The organism is Streptomyces amritsarensis (assembly GCF_001953875.1).
Classification (GTDB): domain Bacteria; phylum Actinomycetota; class Actinomycetes; order Streptomycetales; family Streptomycetaceae; genus Streptomyces; species Streptomyces amritsarensis.
The window spans coordinates 1-18,481 of record NZ_MQUR01000124.1 but is presented as its reverse complement, the minus strand read 5'-3'; the positions used below and the strand labels follow the sequence as shown (position 1 = coordinate 18,481).

7 protein-coding genes are annotated in these 18,481 nt (G+C 75.9%); 4 read left to right on the top strand and 3 right to left on the bottom strand.

The annotated features are described in order from the left end of the window. The 4 genes from AVW11_RS32335 to AVW11_RS32315 all read left to right on the top strand — a co-directional run. Positions 1–3,024: type I polyketide synthase (locus AVW11_RS32335; protein ID WP_143568928.1), on the top strand; the 3,024-nt coding region annotated here is incomplete at its 5' end. A gap of 97 nt (positions 3,025–3,121) precedes the next feature. After that, complete coding sequence (locus tag AVW11_RS32330; RefSeq protein WP_076046808.1) at positions 3,122–9,760, top strand: type I polyketide synthase; 6,639 nt, start codon at positions 3,122–3,124, stop codon at positions 9,758–9,760. Beyond that, the gene (locus tag AVW11_RS39155) at positions 9,757–11,769 is read left to right on the top strand and encodes an alpha-hydroxy-acid oxidizing protein (protein ID WP_143568927.1); all 2,013 of its coding nucleotides are present in this window, start codon (positions 9,757–9,759) and stop codon (positions 11,767–11,769) included. Before AVW11_RS32330 ends, AVW11_RS39155 begins: the two co-directional genes overlap by 4 nt. Next, entirely contained in the window at positions 11,766–12,563 is a 798-nt protein-coding gene (locus AVW11_RS32315) for a thioesterase II family protein (protein ID WP_060177801.1), read from the top strand. The genes AVW11_RS39155 and AVW11_RS32315 overlap by 4 nt, the downstream gene beginning before the upstream one ends. 68 nt (positions 12,564–12,631) lie before the next feature. Here AVW11_RS32315 and AVW11_RS32310 read toward each other — a convergent pair whose 3' ends face one another. The 3 genes from AVW11_RS32310 to AVW11_RS32300 all read right to left on the bottom strand — a co-directional run bounded on the left by AVW11_RS32310 (position 12,632) and on the right by AVW11_RS32300 (position 18,319). Further along, complete coding sequence (locus AVW11_RS32310; protein ID WP_076046807.1) at positions 12,632–13,876, bottom strand: cytochrome P450; 1,245 nt, start codon at positions 13,874–13,876, stop codon at positions 12,632–12,634. A 61-nt stretch (positions 13,877–13,937) separates the two neighbouring features. Beyond that, positions 13,938–17,108: a non-ribosomal peptide synthetase gene (locus tag AVW11_RS32305; RefSeq protein ID WP_076046806.1), complete on the bottom strand. Its 3,171-nt coding sequence runs from the start codon at positions 17,106–17,108 to the stop codon at positions 13,938–13,940. Further along, positions 17,105–18,319 (bottom strand): NAD(P)/FAD-dependent oxidoreductase, encoded by a 1,215-nt coding sequence (locus AVW11_RS32300; protein ID WP_030838618.1) that lies wholly within the window; start codon positions 18,317–18,319, stop codon positions 17,105–17,107. Before AVW11_RS32300 ends, AVW11_RS32305 begins: the two co-directional genes overlap by 4 nt. Between the last annotated feature and the right edge of the window lie 162 nt (positions 18,320–18,481).

The window sequence follows — 18,481 nt, the reverse complement described above, 5'->3', positions numbered from 1 at the left end:
TTCAACGAAGCCGTCCAATACCTCCACACCCACAACGTCACCACGTTCCTGGAACTCGGTCCGGACGGCGTCCTCACCGCCATGACCCGGGCGATCCCGGCCCCCGGGGAGTCGGAGACCGGGCGGGAGGTCACCGCGCTGCCGCTGCTGCGCAAGGGCCGTCCCGAGGGCGCGACCCTCGCGGCGGCGCTCGCGCAGGCCCATGTGAGGGGCCGGGACGTGCGGTGGGAGGGGTTCCTGCCCGGCGGCCGGGCCGTCGCCCTGCCCACATACCCGTACCAGCGCGACAGCTACTGGCTGAGCGCTCCGGCGGCCCCTGTGGCGCCGGGGCCGGCCGGCGGGCATCCGCTGCTGGACGGGGTCGTGGAACTCGCCGCGGGCCAGGGCTGGTTGTTCACGGGCACCCTGGACGCCGAGGCGCACCCGTGGCTGGCGGAGCACACCATCCTGGGCCGGACGCTGCTGCCCGGTGCGGCCGTCGCCGAGCTCGCCCTGTACGCGGCCGGACGGGCGGGGGCGGCGGAGGTCGCCGAGCTCACCCTCGAACACCCGCTGCCGCTCGACGGACGTGTCGCCCTCCAGCTCATGGTGGGTGCGGCCGCCGACGACGGCACGCGGCCCCTGGCCCTGCACTCCCGGCCGGAGGGAGCCCCGGACGGTGCCTGGGTGCGGCACGCCTGCGGCCTGCTGGCCGAGGACGTTCCCGCGGCGACCGGCGAGGACCCCGACCTCACCGCCTGGCCGCCCCCGGGTGCCGGCGAGATTGCCGTCGACGGCCTCTACGCCCGGCTCGCCGAGCGCGGGTACGCGTACGGTCCCGCCTTCCAGGGGCTGCGCAGGGCCTGGCAGCACGGCGCCGACGTCTACGCCGAGATCGTCCTCCCCGACACCGCCGACACCGGCGGCTTCGCCCTCCACCCCGCCGCGCTCGACGCCGCCCTGCACACGGCCCTGGTCGGGACCGGTGCCGGGGACCGGCTGGTGGTGCCCTTCGCGTGGAGCGCGCTGGCCCTGCGGGCCTCCGGGCCGGCACGGCTGCGGGTCCGCCTGCGGCGGGGGCCGGACGACGTCCACTCGCTGCTGATCGCGGACGGGGACGGCGTACCGGTGTTCACGGCTGGCAGCCTCGCAGTACGCGAGCTGCGGGCGGACCCGGCGGCCACCGCCGGACCCGTCCACGGAGCCGGGCTGTTCGACCTCCGCTGGTCCCCGCTGCGGACGCAGACGTCCCTGCCGGCCGGTCCGTGGGCCGTCCTCGGCGACGGGGGTGCCCTCGGTGACGGCGGAGCCTGCGCCGATGCCGTCCGCGCCGCCGGGGTGGCCGTGCGGGCCTACCCGGGGCTGGAGGCGCTGCGGGCCGCGGTCGACGGCGGGGCCCCGGTGCCGACCGTGGTCCTGGCCGCCGCACCGGCCGGCCCGCCCGTGCCGGACGCCGACGGCCGGGCCGTGACCGCGGTCCTCGAACTGGCCCAGGGCTGGCTGTCGGACGAGCGGTTCGCGGACTCCCGGCTCGCCGTCCTGACCCGGGGGGCGGTCGCCGTCGCCGACGCCGAACACCCCGATCCCGCCCTGGCGGCGGTGTGGGGCCTGATCCGCTCGGCGCAGTCCGAACAGCCCGGCCGGTTCACCCTGGTCGACACCGACGGGCGGCCCGAGTCCGTACGCGCCCTCCCCCGGGCCCTGGCGTCGGCGCAGCCGCAGCTCGCGCTGCGGGCCGGACGGCTGTCCGCGCCGGCCCTGCGCGGGCACCGGCCCACCGGACCCGCCGGGGACACCCCGGCGGTCTTCGGAGCGGACAGCCACGTCCTGGTCACCGGCGGCCTGGGCACCCTGGGCCGGCTGCTGGCCCGGCACCTGGTCAAGCAGCACGGCGTGGGCCGGCTGCTGCTGACCGGGCGGCGCGGCGCCGCGACCCCGGGCGCGGAGGAGTTCGCGGCGGAACTGGTCTCCCTGGGCGCCGAGGTGAGCGTCGTCTCCTGCGACACCGGTGACCGCACGGCGCTGGCGGCCCTGCTGGCCGCCGTACCCGCGGACCGGCCGCTGACCGCGGTCGTGCACGCGGCGGGCGTGACCGACGACGCGGTCCTGGCGGGGCTCACCGCGCAGCGGCTGGCGGAGGTCCTGCGGCCCAAGGCCGACGCCGCGCTCCACCTGCACGAGCTGACCCGCGACATGGGCCTGGAGCTGTCGGCGTTCGTCCTCTTCTCCTCCCTCGCCGGCACACTGGGCTCGGCGGGCCAGGGCAACTACGCGGCGGCCAACGCCTTCCTGGACGCCCTCGCCCACCGGCGCCGCGCCGAAGGGCTGCCGGCCGTGTCCCTGGCCTGGGGCCTGTGGGCGCAGGAGAGCACGCTCACCGGGGACCTGGGTGCGGCGGACCTGAAGCGTCTGGCCCGCACCGGGATCGGGGCGCTGTCCGCGGAGGACGGCCTGGCGCTGTTCGACGCGGCCCTCGCCTCCGGCGCCCCGGTCCTGACGGCGGCCCACCTCGACCTGCGGACGGCGGATCCGGACGCGGTGGCGTACCTGCTGCGGGGGCTGGCCCCGGACCGCCGCCCCGCGGGTTCCGGGCGGGCGGCGGCCGCAGGCACCGCGGCGGGACTCCGCGAGCGGCTGGCCCGGGCACCCCGGCGGGAGCACCACCACATCCTGCTCGAGGCGGTACGCGCCGAAGTGGCCGCCGTACTGGGCCGCTCGGACGGCGAGCGGGTGCCGGCCGACCGCCGGTTCCAGGACCTCGGCTTCGACTCCCTCACCGCCGTCGAGCTGCGCAACCGCCTGGCGGCCGCCACCGGCGTCAAGCTGCCGCCCACGCTCGTCTTCGACCACCCGACGCCGGGCGCGCTGGCGGACCGGCTGCGGGCGGCCCTCGTACCCGAGGTCCCGGCACAGGACACCCCCGGGGAAGCCGCGGACCCCGACGGACCGACGGACGGCGCGAGCGGGCACGACGACGAGGGTGCAAGCGCGCTGGATTCGATGAGCGCCGACGACCTGGTCCGCCTGGCCCTGGGCCAGAGCTGAGGAAGACACCCACCGCCCGGGTCCGGACCCCTTTCCGGACCCGGGCCGAGCAACCACCCAGACCCAGACCCCGACAGGGAAGTACGGAGAGAACAGGATGGCTTCCACAACCCAGCAGCAGGTCGTCGAGGCGTTGCGGGCCGCGCTGAAGGAGAACGAGCGGCTCAAGGCCGACCACGCCCACCTCAAGGAGCGCGAGCACGAGCCGATCGCGATCGTGGGAATGGCCTGCCGCTACCCGGGTGGCGTCCGTTCCCCCCAGGACCTGTGGCGGCTGACCATCGACGAGGTGGACGCCGTCGGCCCGTTCCCCGCCGACCGGGGCTGGGACCTGGCCGAGCTGTACGACCCCGACCCGGACCGGCCGCACACCTCGTACGCGCGGGAGGGCGGATTCCTCTACGAGGCGGCGCAGTTCGACGCGGAGTTCTTCGGCGTCTCGCCGCGCGAGGCGCACAGCATCGACCCGCAGCAGCGGCTCCTGCTGGAGACCGCATGGGAGGCGTTCGAGCACGCCGGCATCGACCCGGCCACCCTGCGCGGCAGCCGGACCGGGGTGTTCGTCGGCACCATGTACGCCGACTACATGAACCGCCTCTCCCCCGCCCCCGAGGAGTACGAGGGCTTCCTCAGCGTCGGCGGCGCCGCCAGTGTCGCCTCCGGGCGGCTGTCCTACACCTTCGGACTGGAGGGCCCGGCCATCACCGTCGACACGGCCTGCTCCTCCTCGCTCGTGGCGCTGCACCTGGCCTGCGCCTCGCTGCGCAGCGGCGAGTCCTCGATGGCCCTGGTCGGCGGCGCCACGGTGATGGCGACGCCGATGCCGTTCGTGGAGTTCAGCCGGCAGCGCGGGCTCGCGCCCGACGGCCGCTGCAAGGCGTTCTCCGCCGCCGCGGACGGCACCGGCTGGGCCGAGGGAGCCGGCCTGCTGCTGGTCGAACGGCTCTCCGACGCCCGCCGCAACGGGCACCCCGTACTGGCGGTGGTGCGCGGCTCGGCCGTCAACCAGGACGGCGCGAGCAACGGGCTGACCGCGCCCAGCGGCCCCGCGCAGGAGCAGCTGATCCGCCGGGCCCTGGCCGCGGCCGGTCTCACCCCGGCCGACGTCGACGCGGTGGAGGCGCACGGGACGGGCACCTCGCTGGGCGACCCGATCGAGGCCCAGGCGCTGCTGGCCACGTACGGCAGCGGGCGCCCGGCCGACCGGCCGCTGCACCTGGGGTCCCTGAAGTCGAACATCGGGCACACCCAGGCCGCAGCCGGGGTCGGCGGTGTCATCAAGATGGCGATGGCGCTGCGGGAGGGGCTGCTGCCCCGGACCCTGCACGTGGACGAGGCCACCCCGCATGTGGACTGGTCGGGCGGCGCCGTGTCCCTGCTGACCGAGACGATCCCGTGGCCCGGGCAGGGCGAGCGGCCGCGCCGGGCCGCGGTGTCCTCCTTCGGCATCAGCGGCACCAACGCGCACGTCATCCTGGAGCAGGCCCCGGAGCCGCAGGAGGCGCCGCAGCCGGTCGCGGCGGGGCGCCCGGCCGCTGCGGCGCCCGTACCGGTGGTGCTGTCGGCGGCCGGGGAGCCCGCGCTGCGGGCGCAGGCCGACCGGCTGTACCGGCATCTGACCGAGGCCGACGGCGACGGGCTCGCGGACATCGGCTTCTCCCTCGCCACCACCCGCGGGCACCTGCCGCACCGTGCGGTGCTGCTGCCCGAGGACCGCGACGAACTGCTCGACGGGCTGCGGGCGCTGGCCGACGGCGTGCCCGGCGCGGACGTGGTCCGGGCGACCGCGGCGGAGGGCCGCACCGCGTTCCTCTTCGCCGGCCAGGGCTCCCAGCGGGCCCGGATGGGCCAGGAGCTGTACGAGGCGTTCCCGGTGTACGCGGCCGCGTTCGACGAGGTGTGCGCCGCGCTGGACCCGCATGTGGAGCGGCCGCTGCGGGACGTGGTCCTCGCGGCGGAGGACAGCCCCGAGGGTGCGCTGCTGCACCGGACCGGCTACACGCAGCCGGCCGTGTTCGCGTTCGAGGTGGCGCTGTTCCGGCTGCTGGAGTCGTGGGGGGTTCGGCCCGACGCCGTCCTCGGGCACTCCGTCGGCGCGCTCGCGGCCGTGCACGCGGCCGGGGCGCTGTCGCTGGCGGATGCGGCCGAACTGGCCGCCGTACGCGGCCGGATCATGCAGCGGCTGCCGTCGGGCGGGGCGATGGTGGCCCTGCGCGCCTCCGAGGCGGAGGCGGCGGCGCTGCTCGCCGGCCACGAGGAGCTGATCTCGCTGGCCGCGGTGAACGGTCCGGCCGCCACGGTGCTCTCCGGCGACCGCGAAGCCCTGGCCGGGGTGGTGGCGGGGTTCGAAGCGGCCGGCGGGAAGGCCACCTGGCTGCGCGTCAGCCACGCGTTCCACTCCCCGCTGATGGAGCCGGCCCTGGAGGAGCTGCGGTCCGTCGTCGCCCGGCTGGTGTTCAAGGAGCCGCAGCTCACGTTCGTCTCCGACCTGACCGGCCGGCCCGTGGGCGCGGACGAGCTCGCGGACCCCGAGTACTGGGTGCGGCACGCGCGGCACGCCGTCCGCTTCCAGGACGGCGTCACCGCCCTGGCCGAACTGGGCTGTGCCCGCTTCCTGGAGGTGGGGCCGGGCACGGACCTCACCTCGATGGCCGCGGGGTGCCTGGAGGACGCGGGACAGGGGCGCCCGGCCGGGCACACGCTGATCGCGTCGCTGCGGCGGCGCCTGCCGGAGGTGACCGCGCTGCTCACGGCGGTCTCGCGGCTGCACGCCGGCGGTGGCGGCGTGGACTGGGCCGCCGTGTTCGCGGACCGCGGGGCGCGCCGGGTGGAGCTGCCCACGTACGCCTTCCAGCACCGCCCGTACTGGATCGACCGGCCGGCGGCGGCCGGGGACGTGCGGTCGGCCGGGCTGGTCCCGGTCGACCACCCGATGCTGAGCGCCTCCGCCGAACTACCCGACAGCGACGGCCTGTTGCTGACCGGGCGGGTCTCCCTGGCCCGCCACCCGTGGCTGGCCGACCACCGTGTGGGCGGCCGGGTGCTGCTGCCGGGCACCGGCCTGCTCGACCTGGTGGCGCGCGCCGCCCGGGAGGCGGGCTGCGCCCTGGTGGAGGAACTGGTCCTGGAGGCGCCGCTGGTGGTGCCGGAGGAGGGCGAGGTCCGGCTGCGGGTGTCCGTGGCCGCCCCGGACGGCACGGACGGCTCCGGCCGCCGGGCTGTCGCCGTGCACTCGCGCCCCGAGGACGACGGTGACGGGCAGGGCTGGTCCCGCAACGCGCACGGCGCGGTCCTTCCCGACGGTTCCGGTCCGGCGCCCGAGCCGGCCGCCGCAGACGGCGGGGACTGGGCCGGGGTGTGGCCGCCGCGCGGGGCCGAGCCGGTCTCCGACCCGGTCGCGGACCTCTACGCCGTCCTCGGCGCCAAGGGCCTCGGCTACGGTCCGGTCTTCCGCGGCGTGCACGCCGTCTGGCGGCGCGGCCAGGAGGTCTTCGCCGAGGTGGCGCTCCCCGCAGCGGCCGGGCCCGCGGCCGACGGCTACGGACTGCACCCGGCGCTGCTCGACGCGGCCCTGCACCCGATCGCGCTCGGCGGCCTGGTCGACGGGGCCGACGGCGACGACGGGCGGACGTTCCTGCCGTACGCCTGGTCCGGCGTCCGCATCCACGGCGGGAGCGGCCCGCGCCTGCGGGTCCGGCTCGCGCCGGCCGGGGCGAACGCGGTGGGCATCGACGTCGCGGACGCCTCCGGCCGGGCCGTGGCCTCGATCGGATCGCTGGTGCTGCGCCCCCTCCCCGCGGGCGCCCTGGACGCCCCCGCCGGGCCCGGCGACGGCCTGCTGTGGCCGCTGTGGGAGGAGCTCGCCGAGCTGCCCGCCACCCCGGCCACGCACCGCTGGACACTGCTCGGCGCGTACGAGCACGAACACGAACTGGGTCTCGGCGGTGCCCTGTCCGGCACCGACGAACTGCTGGCGGCACTGTCCGCCGGGGAGCAGGCACCCGCACTGCTCCTGCTGCCCTGCCCGCTGCCCGCAGACGGCGGACAGCCGGGCGGCGGCGCCGGGGCCGTGCGCACCGCCCTGCACCGGGTCCTCGACACGGTCCGGCTCCTGGTGGCGGACGAGCGGCTGGCCGGAGCCCGGCTGGCGGTCCTCACCCGCGGCGCCGTCATGCTGGGCGGTGAGCAGCAGCCCGGCGAGTTGTCCCACCGCGCCGTGTGGGGCCTGCTGCGCTCCGCGCAGGCCGAGCACCCCGACCGGTTCGCGGTGCTCGACGAGGACGGCACCCCCGCCTCCCGGCGGGCCGTCGCGGCGGCGCTGGCCACGGGCGAGCCGCAGCTCGCCCTGCGCGGAGGCGCCGCCCACCGTCCCGTGCTCGGCGCGCACCACACCGAGCAGTTGCTGACCCCGCCCGCCGACACCCCGCACTGGCACCTCGACTACGTGGCCAAGGGGACCTTCGCGAACCTGGCGCTGAAGCCGTGGCCGGAGGCGGCCGCCCCGCTGGAGGAGGGCCAGGTGCGGGTCCGGATGCGGGTCGCGGGCCTGAACTTCCGGGACGTCCTGCTCTCCCTCGGGGTGATCCCGGCGTCCGTCGACGGGCACGCGGGCGGTTCCGGACAGGGCGGCGAGGGCGCCGGCACGGTCCTCGAAGTGGGTCCCGGCGTCACCGACCTGAAGCCCGGCGACCGGGTGATGGGCCTGTTCTACGGCATCGGCCCGACATCGGTCACCGACCGCCGGTTCGTGTCCCGGATCCCGGAGGGCTGGTCCTTCCGGCAGGCGGCCGCGGTCCCCGTCACCTACTTGACGGCCTACTACGGCCTGGTGGACCTGGCGGGCCTGCGCGCGGGCGAGTCGGTCCTCGTGCACGCGGGCGCCGGCGGCGTCGGTACGGCGGCCATCCAGATCGCCCGCCACCTCGGCGCCGAGGTGTACTCCACCGCGAGCCCCGCCAAGTGGGACGCCCTGCGCGGCGCCGGGGTCGCGGACGGGCACATCGCCTCCTCCCGCACCCTGGACTTCGAGGGGGCCTTCCTCGCCGCGACCGGGGGCCGGGGCGTCGACGTGGTGCTCAACTCCCTCGCCGGGGAGTTCGCGGACGCCTCGCTGCGGCTGCTGCCGCGCGGCGGCCGGTTCCTGGAGATGGGCAAGACCGACCGTCGCGAGCCCGCCGCGGTGGCGGCCGCGCACCCGGGGGTGGTGTACCGGACGTACGACGTCCGCGACCCCGGGCCGGACCGGATCCAGGAGATCTTCGCGGAGCTCCTCGCCCTGTTCGAGCGGGGTGCGCTGCAGGCCCCGCCGGTGGCGGCCTGGGACCTGCGCCGGGCGCCGGACGCCTTCCGGCACCTGAGCGAGGCCCGGCACATCGGCAAGGTCGTCCTGGACCTGGCGGACGAGGACGAGCGCTGGGACACCTCCCGGGCCGTCCTGGTCACCGGCGGTCTGGGCTGGCTGGGCCGGCTCGCCGCCCGCCACCTGGTGACGCGGCACGGCGTACGGCAGCTGGTCCTGATGGGCCGCGGGCTGCCCGGCGAGGACGCCGCCCGGGACGTCGCAGCCCTGCGCGAGCTGGGCGCGGACGTCCGTACGGTCGCCTGCGACGCGGCCGACCGGGACGCGCTGGCCGCCGCCCTGGCCGGCCTGGCCGGCGACGGGGTCCGGATCGGCGGGGTCGTGCACGCGGCGGGCGTCCTGGACGACGGCCTGCTGACCGCGCTGACCGCGGAGAGCCTGGAGCGGACCCTGCGTCCGAAGGTGGACGCGGCGCTCAACCTGCACGAGCTCACCGAGCCGCTCGGGCTGGACGCGTTCGTCGCGTTCTCCTCCCTCGCGGGCACCCTCAGCGCCCCCGGGCAGGCCGGGTACGCGGCCGGCAACGCCTTCCTCGACGGGCTGATGGAGCAGCGGCGTTCGGCGGGCAGGCCGGGACTCTCCGTCGTGTGGGGCCTGTGGGAGGGCGCCGGCGGCATGGGCGCCGGCCTGACCGGCGCGGACGTCGCCCGTATGGCGCGGGTGGGCGTCGCCCCGATCACCTCCGGGCAGGGCCTCGACCTGCTGGACGCCGCCGTGCGGCGCGACCGCCCGGTGGCGGTGGCCGCGCGCTGGGACCTCGACGGGCTGCGGAACGCGGTCGCGCAGGGCGCCGCGGTGCCGCCGCTGCTGCGGGGGCTGCTGTCGGCGGCGCCCGTGCCGGTGGCGGCGGCCGCCGCCTCGCCGGGGCAGGCGCCTGCTCCGGCCGGGGCTGCCTCCGTGACCGGGGACCGGCTGCTGGACTGCGTGCTCCACGAGGTCGCGGCCGTGCTGGGGCACGGCTCCGGTGCGGCGGTGGACCGGGACGGGGCCTTCGACCGGCTCGGCTTCGACTCGCTCACCGCGGTGGAGCTGCGCAACCGGCTGGCGACGGCGACGGGGGTCCGGCTGCCCGCCACGTTCGTCTACGACTGGCCGACCCCGGCCGAGCTGGTGGTCCACCTGCGGGAGCAGCTTCCGCAGCCGGCCGGGGAACCGGCCGTGACCTCCGGTTCCGACTCCGCCTCCGACTCCGCGGGCCCGGCCTGCGGGGACGACGCAGGCGTCACCGCGGCGCTCCTCGCCGACATCGCCCGGCTGGAGGCCGCCGTGGCCGGCCGGTCCCTGAGCGGGGCGCAGGGCGCCGTCATGAGCGGGCGGCTGCGCGAGCTGCTGACCGAACTGGGTTCTATGAAGGAGGATCATTCCGCGTGGGCATGACCAACACCCCGACGGCCGACCCGGTTTCGCCGGGCGGCCGCGCCGCCCGGCCGGCCGGGCCCGCGAGCGGGCCCGTCGACCCGTCCCGGTGGCTGCGCACCTATCACCCCCGCGGCTCCGCGGCCGCCCGCCTGGTGTGCTTCCCGCACGCGGGCGGCGCAGCGAACGCCTTCGTGGCGCTGTCGGCCGCGCTGCCCGAGGACGTCGAGCTGCTCGCCGTCCAGTACCCCGGCCGTCAGGACCGGCGCGGCGAACCCTGCGCGCAGGACCTCTCCGAGCTGGCCGCGGGGGTGGCCGGCGCCCTCACCGCCTCGCCCGACGATCGGCCGCTGTTCCTGCTGGGCCACAGCATGGGGGCCCTCGTGGCCTTCGAGACGGCCCGGCTGCTGGAGGGACACGGCGGCCCGGCCCGGCTGTTCGTGTCGGCGGCCCGGCCGCCGGCGCAGGACTGGCAGGAGCCCGACCTGGCCCTCGTCGGCGACGGGGAGCTGATCGCCGGGCTGCGGCGGCTCGGGGGCATTCCCGAACCGCTGCTGGCCGACCCGGAGATCGCCGCGGAGATCCTGCGGCTGCTGCGCGCCGACCACCGCGCGCTGCTGCGCCACCGCTGTGCGCGCGGCACCGCTGTGGCGGCTCCCGTCACGGTGCTGCTGGCCTCGGCGGACCCGAAGAACTCCCCGGCCCAGATGGCCGACTGGGGCGGCCACACCACGCGCGGGCACGAGGTCGTGTCGCTGTCCGGCGGGCACTTCGCGCTCCTGGAGCGGCCCGCGGAGAGCGCGGTGCCGCTCACGGAGCGGATCCGCGGGGACCTGGCCCGGGCCGAGGCGTCAGGGGCGCCGGCTCCCGAGCCCCTCGCCGATCTGGTGCGGGAACTCATGATGGAGGGCCTCGCGGGCCGCGCCCCGCGGTTGACGACCGACCTGACCGCCCTGGAGGCCGCGGCCGGCCGGGTGATGGCCCCGGAGGCCTTCGCGTACGTGTCGGGCACGGCCGGGTCCGGGGCGACGGGCCGGGCCGGCCGGGCGGCCTTCGAGGCCTTGCGGCTCGTGCCGCGGATGCTGCGCGGGACGCGGCGCGCCGACACCTCGGTGACGCTGTTCGGGCAGCGGCTGCCCGTCCCCGTCCTGCTGGCTCCGCTGGCGGCCCAGCAGGTCGCCCACCCGGAGGGCGAGTCGGCCACGGTGCGGGCCGCGGCGGCGACGGGCGTGCCGATGGTGCTGTCGACGTTCGCCTCGCGCACGCTGGAGGAGGTGGCCGAGGCGGCGGGCGGCCACCCGCGCTGGTTCCAGCTGTACCTGCCCTCGGACCGGGCGGTGGGCGCATCGCTGGTGCGGCGCGCCGAGGCGAGCGGCTACGGCGCGATCGTCGTCACCGTGGACGCCACCCACCTCGGCTTCCGCCCGGCGGAACTGGACAGCGGGTACTCGCCGTTCCTGCGCGGCACCGGCATCGCCAACTTCACGAGCGATCCCGTCTTCCGGGCCGGTCTGCCGGCGGACGCGGACGCCACCCAGGCCGTCCTGCGGTGGGCGCAGATCTCCACCGACCCCACCTTGACCTGGGAGGACCTGGCGTGGCTGCGGGGGCTGACCCGGCTGCCGCTGCTCGTGAAGGGGATCCTGCACCCGGACGACGCCCGGCTGGCGCTGGAGCACGGCGCGGACGGCGTGGTCGTCTCCACGCACGGCGGCCGGCAGCTCGACGGCAGCGTGTCCGCCCTGGAGTCGCTGCCGGCGGTGCGTGCGGCCGTCGGTTCGGACGTACCGGTGCTGATGGACTCCGGGATCCGGACCGGCAGCGACGTGCTCAAGGCGGTGGCTCTGGGCGCGGACGCCGTCCTGTACGGCCGGCCGTACGTGTACGGGCTCGGCCTCGACGGCGGGCGCGGCGTCGAACACGTGCTGCGCTGCCTGCTCACCGACCTCGCCCTGGCCCTGGCCCTCACCGGCTGCGCGTCCCTCGCGGACGTCGGCCCGCACGTCCTCGCGAACGGAGATCTGCGATGAAGCGACCTTACGGACCCGGTGCCGATCCGACGGGCTGGCTGCGCCAGTACCACCGGCCGCCGGCGGAGGGGCCGACGCTGGTCGTCTTCCCCCATGCGGGCGGCTCGGCGACGGGCTACTACACGCTGTCGCAGGCCCTGTCCGGCGCCGCCGAGGTGCTCAACGTGCAGTACCCGGGCCGCCAGGACCGGCTCGGCGAGCGCTGCATCGACGACATCGGGGAGATGGCGGACCAGGTCGTCGAGGCGCTCCTGCCCCGCGCGGGCCGCCCCCTCGTGCTGTTCGGGCACAGCCTGGGCTCGATCGTCGCGTACGAGGTGGCCCTGCGGCTGGAGAGCCTGCACCCGGACCGCGCGCCGATCGGTGTGATCGTCTCGGGTCGGCCGGCGGCCGCGATCCACCTCAGCCGCGGCCTGTCCCTGCTGGCGGACGAGGACCTCGCGTCGTCGATCTCCGACCTGGCCGGCACCCCGCCGGAGCTGCTGGCCGACAAGGACCTGATGTCGGCCGTACTGCCGTCCCTGCGCGCCGACTTCAAGGCCGCGGAGAGCTACCGGGGTGCGGCGGGCACCCGGGTCTCGTGCCCGCTGTACGCCTACTCGGGGGCGCAGGACCACAACGTGCCCCGCGAGGGCCTGCTGCGGTGGAGCGAGCACACCTCGGCGGAGTTCACGGTCCGCTTCTTCGAGGGCGGCCACTTCTACCTCCAGTCCCAGGAACCGGAGGTCGCCCGCGCCCTCGCCTCCGACCTCCACACCCTCACCAGGACCGCCCTCCTGACGCCCACCCACTGACCGCACCTCATGCGAAGGCCCTCCCGGTCCTCGGACCGGGAGGGCTTTGCGCCGTGCGGGAGGGGACGTCAGGCCTGCGGGGTGAGGCGGACCTTGAGGGTGGCGTGGCCGTTGGCGAAGTTGGAGAAGAGGCGGGTGGGCGGGGCCAGGAGTTCGATGCCGGCCACCCGGGTGCGCAGCGACTCCAGCATGGAGATCATGTGGACGCGGCCCAGGTAGGCGCCGAGGCAGAAGTGCGGGCCGTGGCCGAAGCTGACGTGCTTGTTGGGGGTGCGGCCCAGGTCGAAGGTGTAGGGGTCGGCGAAGGCGTCCTCGTCGAAGTTGGCCGAGCTGTTCCACAGGGTGACGATCTCGCCGGCCTTGACGACGTGGTCGCGGATCGGGATGTCGGTCAGGGCGTGCCGGCCGAAGTGCATCGTCGGGGTGGTCCAGCGCATCACCTCCTCGGTGGCGCTCTCCAGGGTGACCTCGGCGTTCTTCAGCCGGCGCCACTGGTCGCCGTACAGGCTGAAGGCGTGGACGATGCCGGAGGCGGTGGCCCGGCTGGACTCGTCGCCGCCCAGGATCAGGCTGTAGGCGTTGTAGATGATCTCTTCTTCGGTGAGCGGCTCGCCGTCGACGGTGGCGGTGGCCAGCGTGCTGAGGACGTCCTCGCCGGGGTTGCGGCGGCGTTCGGCCATCAGGCCGGAGATGTAGAGGATGATCTCGTTGCGCGCCATCAGCGAGACCTCTTCGCCGTCGTCGGCGCTGTACCGGGACAGGGTCTGGGCGTTCCAGTCGACGAGCTGTTCGCGGTCCCCGGCGGGGATGCCCATGAGGTCGCCGATGGTGTGGATGGGGATGCGGTCGGCGACGGCGGTGACGAAGTCGACCTCGCCCTCCTCGACGGCCTCGGAGATCAGGCGGTCGGTGAGCTTCTGGACGTTCTCGACGACGGGTGCGAGGACCCGCGGCGAGAAGGACTTCATCATCAGGTTGCGGATCTCGCGGTGGCGCGGGCCGTCGGTGACGGCGAGCATCTTGCCGGCGGCGGAGTCCTCGCCGAGCAGCAGGGTGCTCAGCACGTTGCCCCGCTCGGAGGTGTACCGCTTGTTGTCGCGGTAGGCGGCCATGATGTCGTCGTACTTGGTGAGGACCCAGAAGCCGGGCTTGCCGTCGCGCGGGGCGTGCCAGAAGACGGGGTTGTGCGCGCGGAACGGCCGCCACATCTCGTGCGGGTCGTTGTCGTCGAACGTCTGCGGGTCGGTGAGGTCGTAGGCGGCCGGGTCGGCGAGTGCCGCGAGTTCGGCCGCGGGCAGGGCGGGGGCAGTCATGGTGTGCGTTCTCCTCCAGGGCCGCGGCCCCACGGGCGGGGGCCGCGGCACGGTCAGGTCCTCAGGCGGCTTCCGCCACGGCGACGGCGGTGGTGGCGAGTTCGGCGATCGTCTGCTTGCGGAAGACGTCCTTCGCGGAGATGACCAGTCCGGCCTTCTTCGCCCGGGCGACCACCCTGATGCCGAGGATGGAGTCGCCGCCGAGCTCGTAGAAGTTGTCGGTGACGCCGACGGCGGGGACTCCCAGCACGTCGGACCAGATCTGGGCGAGCAGCCGCTCGGTGCCGGTACGGGGCTGCTGGACCTCGGCGGGGGCGGCGGCGTGCTCGGGGGCGGGCAGGGCCTTGCGGTCGACCTTGCCGCTGGCGGTGAGCGGGAACTGTTCCAGGCACATGACGGCGGAGGGCACCATGTGGACGGGCAGCCGGGCGGAGACGAACTCCCGCAGCTCTGCCGGCTGCGGGCGGCGTCCGGCCGCGGCGGGGGTCACGTAGCCGACGAGGCGTTTGTGGTCGCCGTCGGCGAGGGCGGCCACGAGGGCCACGCCGACGTCCGGGTGCTGCTGGAGGACGAGTTCGATCTCGCCGGGCTCGATGCGGTAGCCGCGCACCTTGACCTGGTGGTCGGCGCGGCCGACGTACTCCAGGACGCCCGCGCTGGTCCAGCGCACGAGGTCGCCGGTCCGGTACATGCGGTGGTCGGGCGCTTCGCCGTGCGGGTTGTCCAGGAAGCGGTCGGCGGTCAGCTCGGGCCGGTTGAGGTAGCCGCGGGCCACTCCGGGGCCGGCGATGAACAGCTCGCCCGCCACCCCGACCGGCACCGGCCGCAGCCGGTCGTCGAGGACGTAGGCGGTGGTGTTCGCGACGGCCCGGCCGATGGGGACGGGCATGTGCTCGTCGGCCTCGCGGATGAGGTGCCAGGTGCCGAGGACGGCGGTCTCGGTCGGCCCGTAGAGGTTCACGAGCCGCTGCGGCGGGGCGGCCGCCAGCACCTCGGCGACGCGCACGGAGTTGGCGGCCTCGCCGCCGAAGAGGACGTGGCGCAGCGCACCGAAGGCGTGCGGGTCGGCGGCGACGATCTGGTTGAAGACGGCGGTGGTCACGAACAGGGTCGTGACGCCGTGGCGGCCCAGTGCGGCGGTGAGTTCGGCCGGGTCGAGGAGGGTGTCCTTGTCGATGACGACCATCCGGCCGCCCGCGAGCAACGGCCCCCAGATTTCGAGCGTGGCCGCGTCGAAGGTGACGTCGGAGCCCTGGGCCATGACGTCGTCGGTGCCGAGCCGGACCCAGTCGGCGTTGCAGAAGAGCCGGACGACCGAGCGGTGGCCGATCACGGCCCCCTTGGGCGTTCCCGTGGAGCCCGACGTGTACATGATGTAGGCGGGGTCGTCGGCGGTGACCGGGACGGCCGGGGCCGTGGCCGGCTGGGCGGCGAGCGCCTCGTCCTGCTCGTCGAGGGCGATCATCCGGGTGCCGGCGGACGGCAGCTTCCCGGTCAGCCAGGACTCGGTGAGGCAGAGCGGCACCTCGGCGTCGGAGAGCATGAAGCCGAGCCGGTCCTCCGGGTAGTCGGGGTTCAGCGGCAGGTAGGCGCAGCCGGCCTTGAGGACGGCGAGCAGGGCGGTGACGAGCTCGGGGCCGCGGGGCAGGCAGACCGCGACGAAGGTGCCGGGCCGGACGCCGTCGGCGACGAGCAGGTGGGCCAGGCGGTTGGCGCGGGCGTCCAGCTCGGCGTAGGTCAGCGTCTCCAGGCCGGCGGTGACGGCGACCGCGTCGGGGCGCCGGCGGGCCTGGTCGGCGACGAGTTCGTGCACGCACCGGTCGGCGGGGAAGTCGGCCCGGTTGACGGCCCAGTCGGTGAGGAGCAGCCGCAGTTCCTCCTCGTCGGCGAGGGGGAGTTCCTCGACGGTGCGGGCGGGGTCGGCCGCCGCGGCGGCGAGCAGGACCGACAGGTGGCGGGCGAGCAGTTGCGCGGTGACGGCGTCGAAGAGCGCGGCGTCGTATTCCAGTACGCCGGCCAGCTCGCCCGTGCCGGTCTCGGTGAACCGGACGGTGATGTCGTGGGCGGCGGGTACGCCGGGCGGCTGGACCGCGCTCACGGCCAGGGCGGGGCCTTGGGCCGGTTCGGCGGCCTCGTCGGCGCCGCGGAGCACCACCATCACCTGGACGTCGGGGGTGTCGCCCGCGTCCTTGCCCTCGCCGAGGGCGGCGCGCACCCGCTCGAAGGGGACGTCCTGGTGGGCGAGGGCGTCGGCGAGTGCGGCGCAGCTGTCGGCGAGCACCTCGGTGAACGGCGCCTCGGCGCGTACGCGGGTGCGCACCAGGAGCGGGTTGTCGAACGCGCCGACGAGGCCGTCGAGGACGGGCCGGGGCCGGCCGGACGCCAGGGTGCCCAGCGCCAGGTCCTCCTGACCGGTGTGCCGGGAGAACAGCACCTGGCAGGCGGCGAACAGGCCGGCGAACAGGGTGCCGCCGTGCGCGCGGGCCGCGTCGGCAAGTCCGCGCGCGGTGTGCGCCGGGACCCGGAAGCCGTGGCGGGCGGCGGCCCGGCCGCGCGCCCGGGTCCGGGGCCGGTCGGTGGGCAGCCGCAGTGCGGGCAGGCCGGCGAGCCGGCCGCGCCAGTGATCCAGCTGTGCGGCGAGTTCGGCGTCGGTGACGCGGGCGCGCTGTTCGGCTGCGTACTGCGCGTAGCGGACGGGCAGTTCGGGGAGCCGGGGGGTGCGTCCGGTGGCGGCCGCGGCGTACAGCTCGGCCAGCTCGGCGGTGATGATCGCGCGGGAGCGGGTGTCCGCGGCGATGCGGTGGGCGTTCAGGACCAGCAGGTGCTCGTCGGCGGCGAGACGGATCAGGAGCGAGCGCAGCAGCGGGCCGGAGGCCAGGTCGTAGGGGCGGGCGGCCAGTTCCGCGACGCGGGCTTCGAGCCGGTCCGGGTCCGTACCGGGTGCGGCGAGGTCGGCGTGTTCCAGCTCGACCGGTCCCGCCGGCCAGACGCGTGCGCCGGCCGGGCCGCCGTCGTCGGGTCCGGTGAAGGTGGTGCGCAGCGGCTCGTGCCGGGCGACCAGGCCCCGCAGGGCGGAGGTGAGCGCGCCTCGGTCGAGGGTGCCGGTCAGACGGAGGGCGACGACGGGGTGGTGGCCGTACGCCCCCTCCTGCCCGGCCCGGTGGCCGGAGCGGATGAGCTCCTGCCCGAAGGTGAGCGGCGTCCGGTCGTCTCCGGTCGTCCCGTCGGTCATCCGTTCAGTCCTTTCATGTCCATCTCTTCCATCAGGTCGAGCAGTTCGGGGGTGACGAACTCGTCGATCGGGCAGACACCGGACAGCGTCGAGAAGTACCGGTCGGTCAGGTCGCGGCTGGTGGCGATGGCCCGCAGCAGGTCGACGTGGTGCGGCGGCGGGTCGAGCCGGGCCGTCTTCAAGGTGGCGTGGTATTCGGGCATGAGGGCCTCCAGCCGCTGTTCGGCGAAGGTGTGCAGCGCCGCTTGCAGCCGGTCGGGGTCGTGGAGGCCGTCGCCGATGCAGTCCGCGAGGAGCTGGGCCTGGAAGAAGCCGTCGGTGATGCCGCGTGCGGTGATCGAGTCCTTGTGGTGGCCGGCGTCCCCGATGAGCGCCCAGCCGGGCCCGGCGGCCTGCCGGAAGAAGTTGCGCTGGTCGCCGGTGCCGTAGACGCGTTCGAGGCGGGCGCCGCCGGCCATCTCCTCGCGCAGTTCGGGGGCCGTCTTCTCGACGTTGGCGAGCAGGGCGTTCAGGGCGTCGCCCCGGACGCTCGCGAACTGCTCCTGGGGGAGGTAGCCGGCGACGAGCGTCGCGCCGTCGTTGGTGGGGACCGTGCCGACCCAGTGGCCGGGGGTGTCGAACAGTCTGAAGCCCGGCTGGAGGCCGGACCAGTACGAGTAGTAGGCGCACGTCGAGGTGGGGTCCTCGGCGATCATCGGGGCGCGGACCTTGGCCGCCACGGTCGAGCGCATGCCGTCGGCGCCGACGACGAGGGTGGCCCGTTCGACGGCGCCGCCCGCGCCGGCGCCGAGCCGGACGCCGACGACGCGGTCGCCGTCGAAGACGAGGTCGCTCACGGAGCAGTTCTCGCGGAATTCGACGCCCGCGTCGACGGCGCCCTGCGCGAGGACCGGGTCGAGCAGGTAGCGGCGCGGCGCGTAGGCGGCGCGCTGTCCGTCGGCCGCCCAGGAGCAGCCGTCCAGCCGGATGTCGCCGTGGGTGTAGCGGACACGGTCCAGGGCGGGGGCGCCGGTGTCCCGTACGGCGGGCAGCAGGCCCCAGCGGGCGAGGGCGGCGACGCCGGGCTGGTGGATGTAGAGCGTGGAGAGGGTGTCTTTGGGGAAGGTCCCGCGCTCGACCATGAGCACCCGGTAGCCGGCGCGCGCGAGCAGCATCGCGGCCGGAGCCCCGGCGCAGCGCGCGCCGACCACAATCACGTCGTAGTGGGTCAAGAGATGCTCCTTGTCCTGCGCCGGCTCCGGTGGCCGGTGTCGTCGTGCCCGGTGGAGACCGCCCGTGAGGCACACGCCGGCACGCGGCCGGCGTATGCCTCACGGGTTCCTGCGGGGTTGCGGGGGGGGGTGGTGGGCCGGGCGGCCCGGACCCGCGGGGGG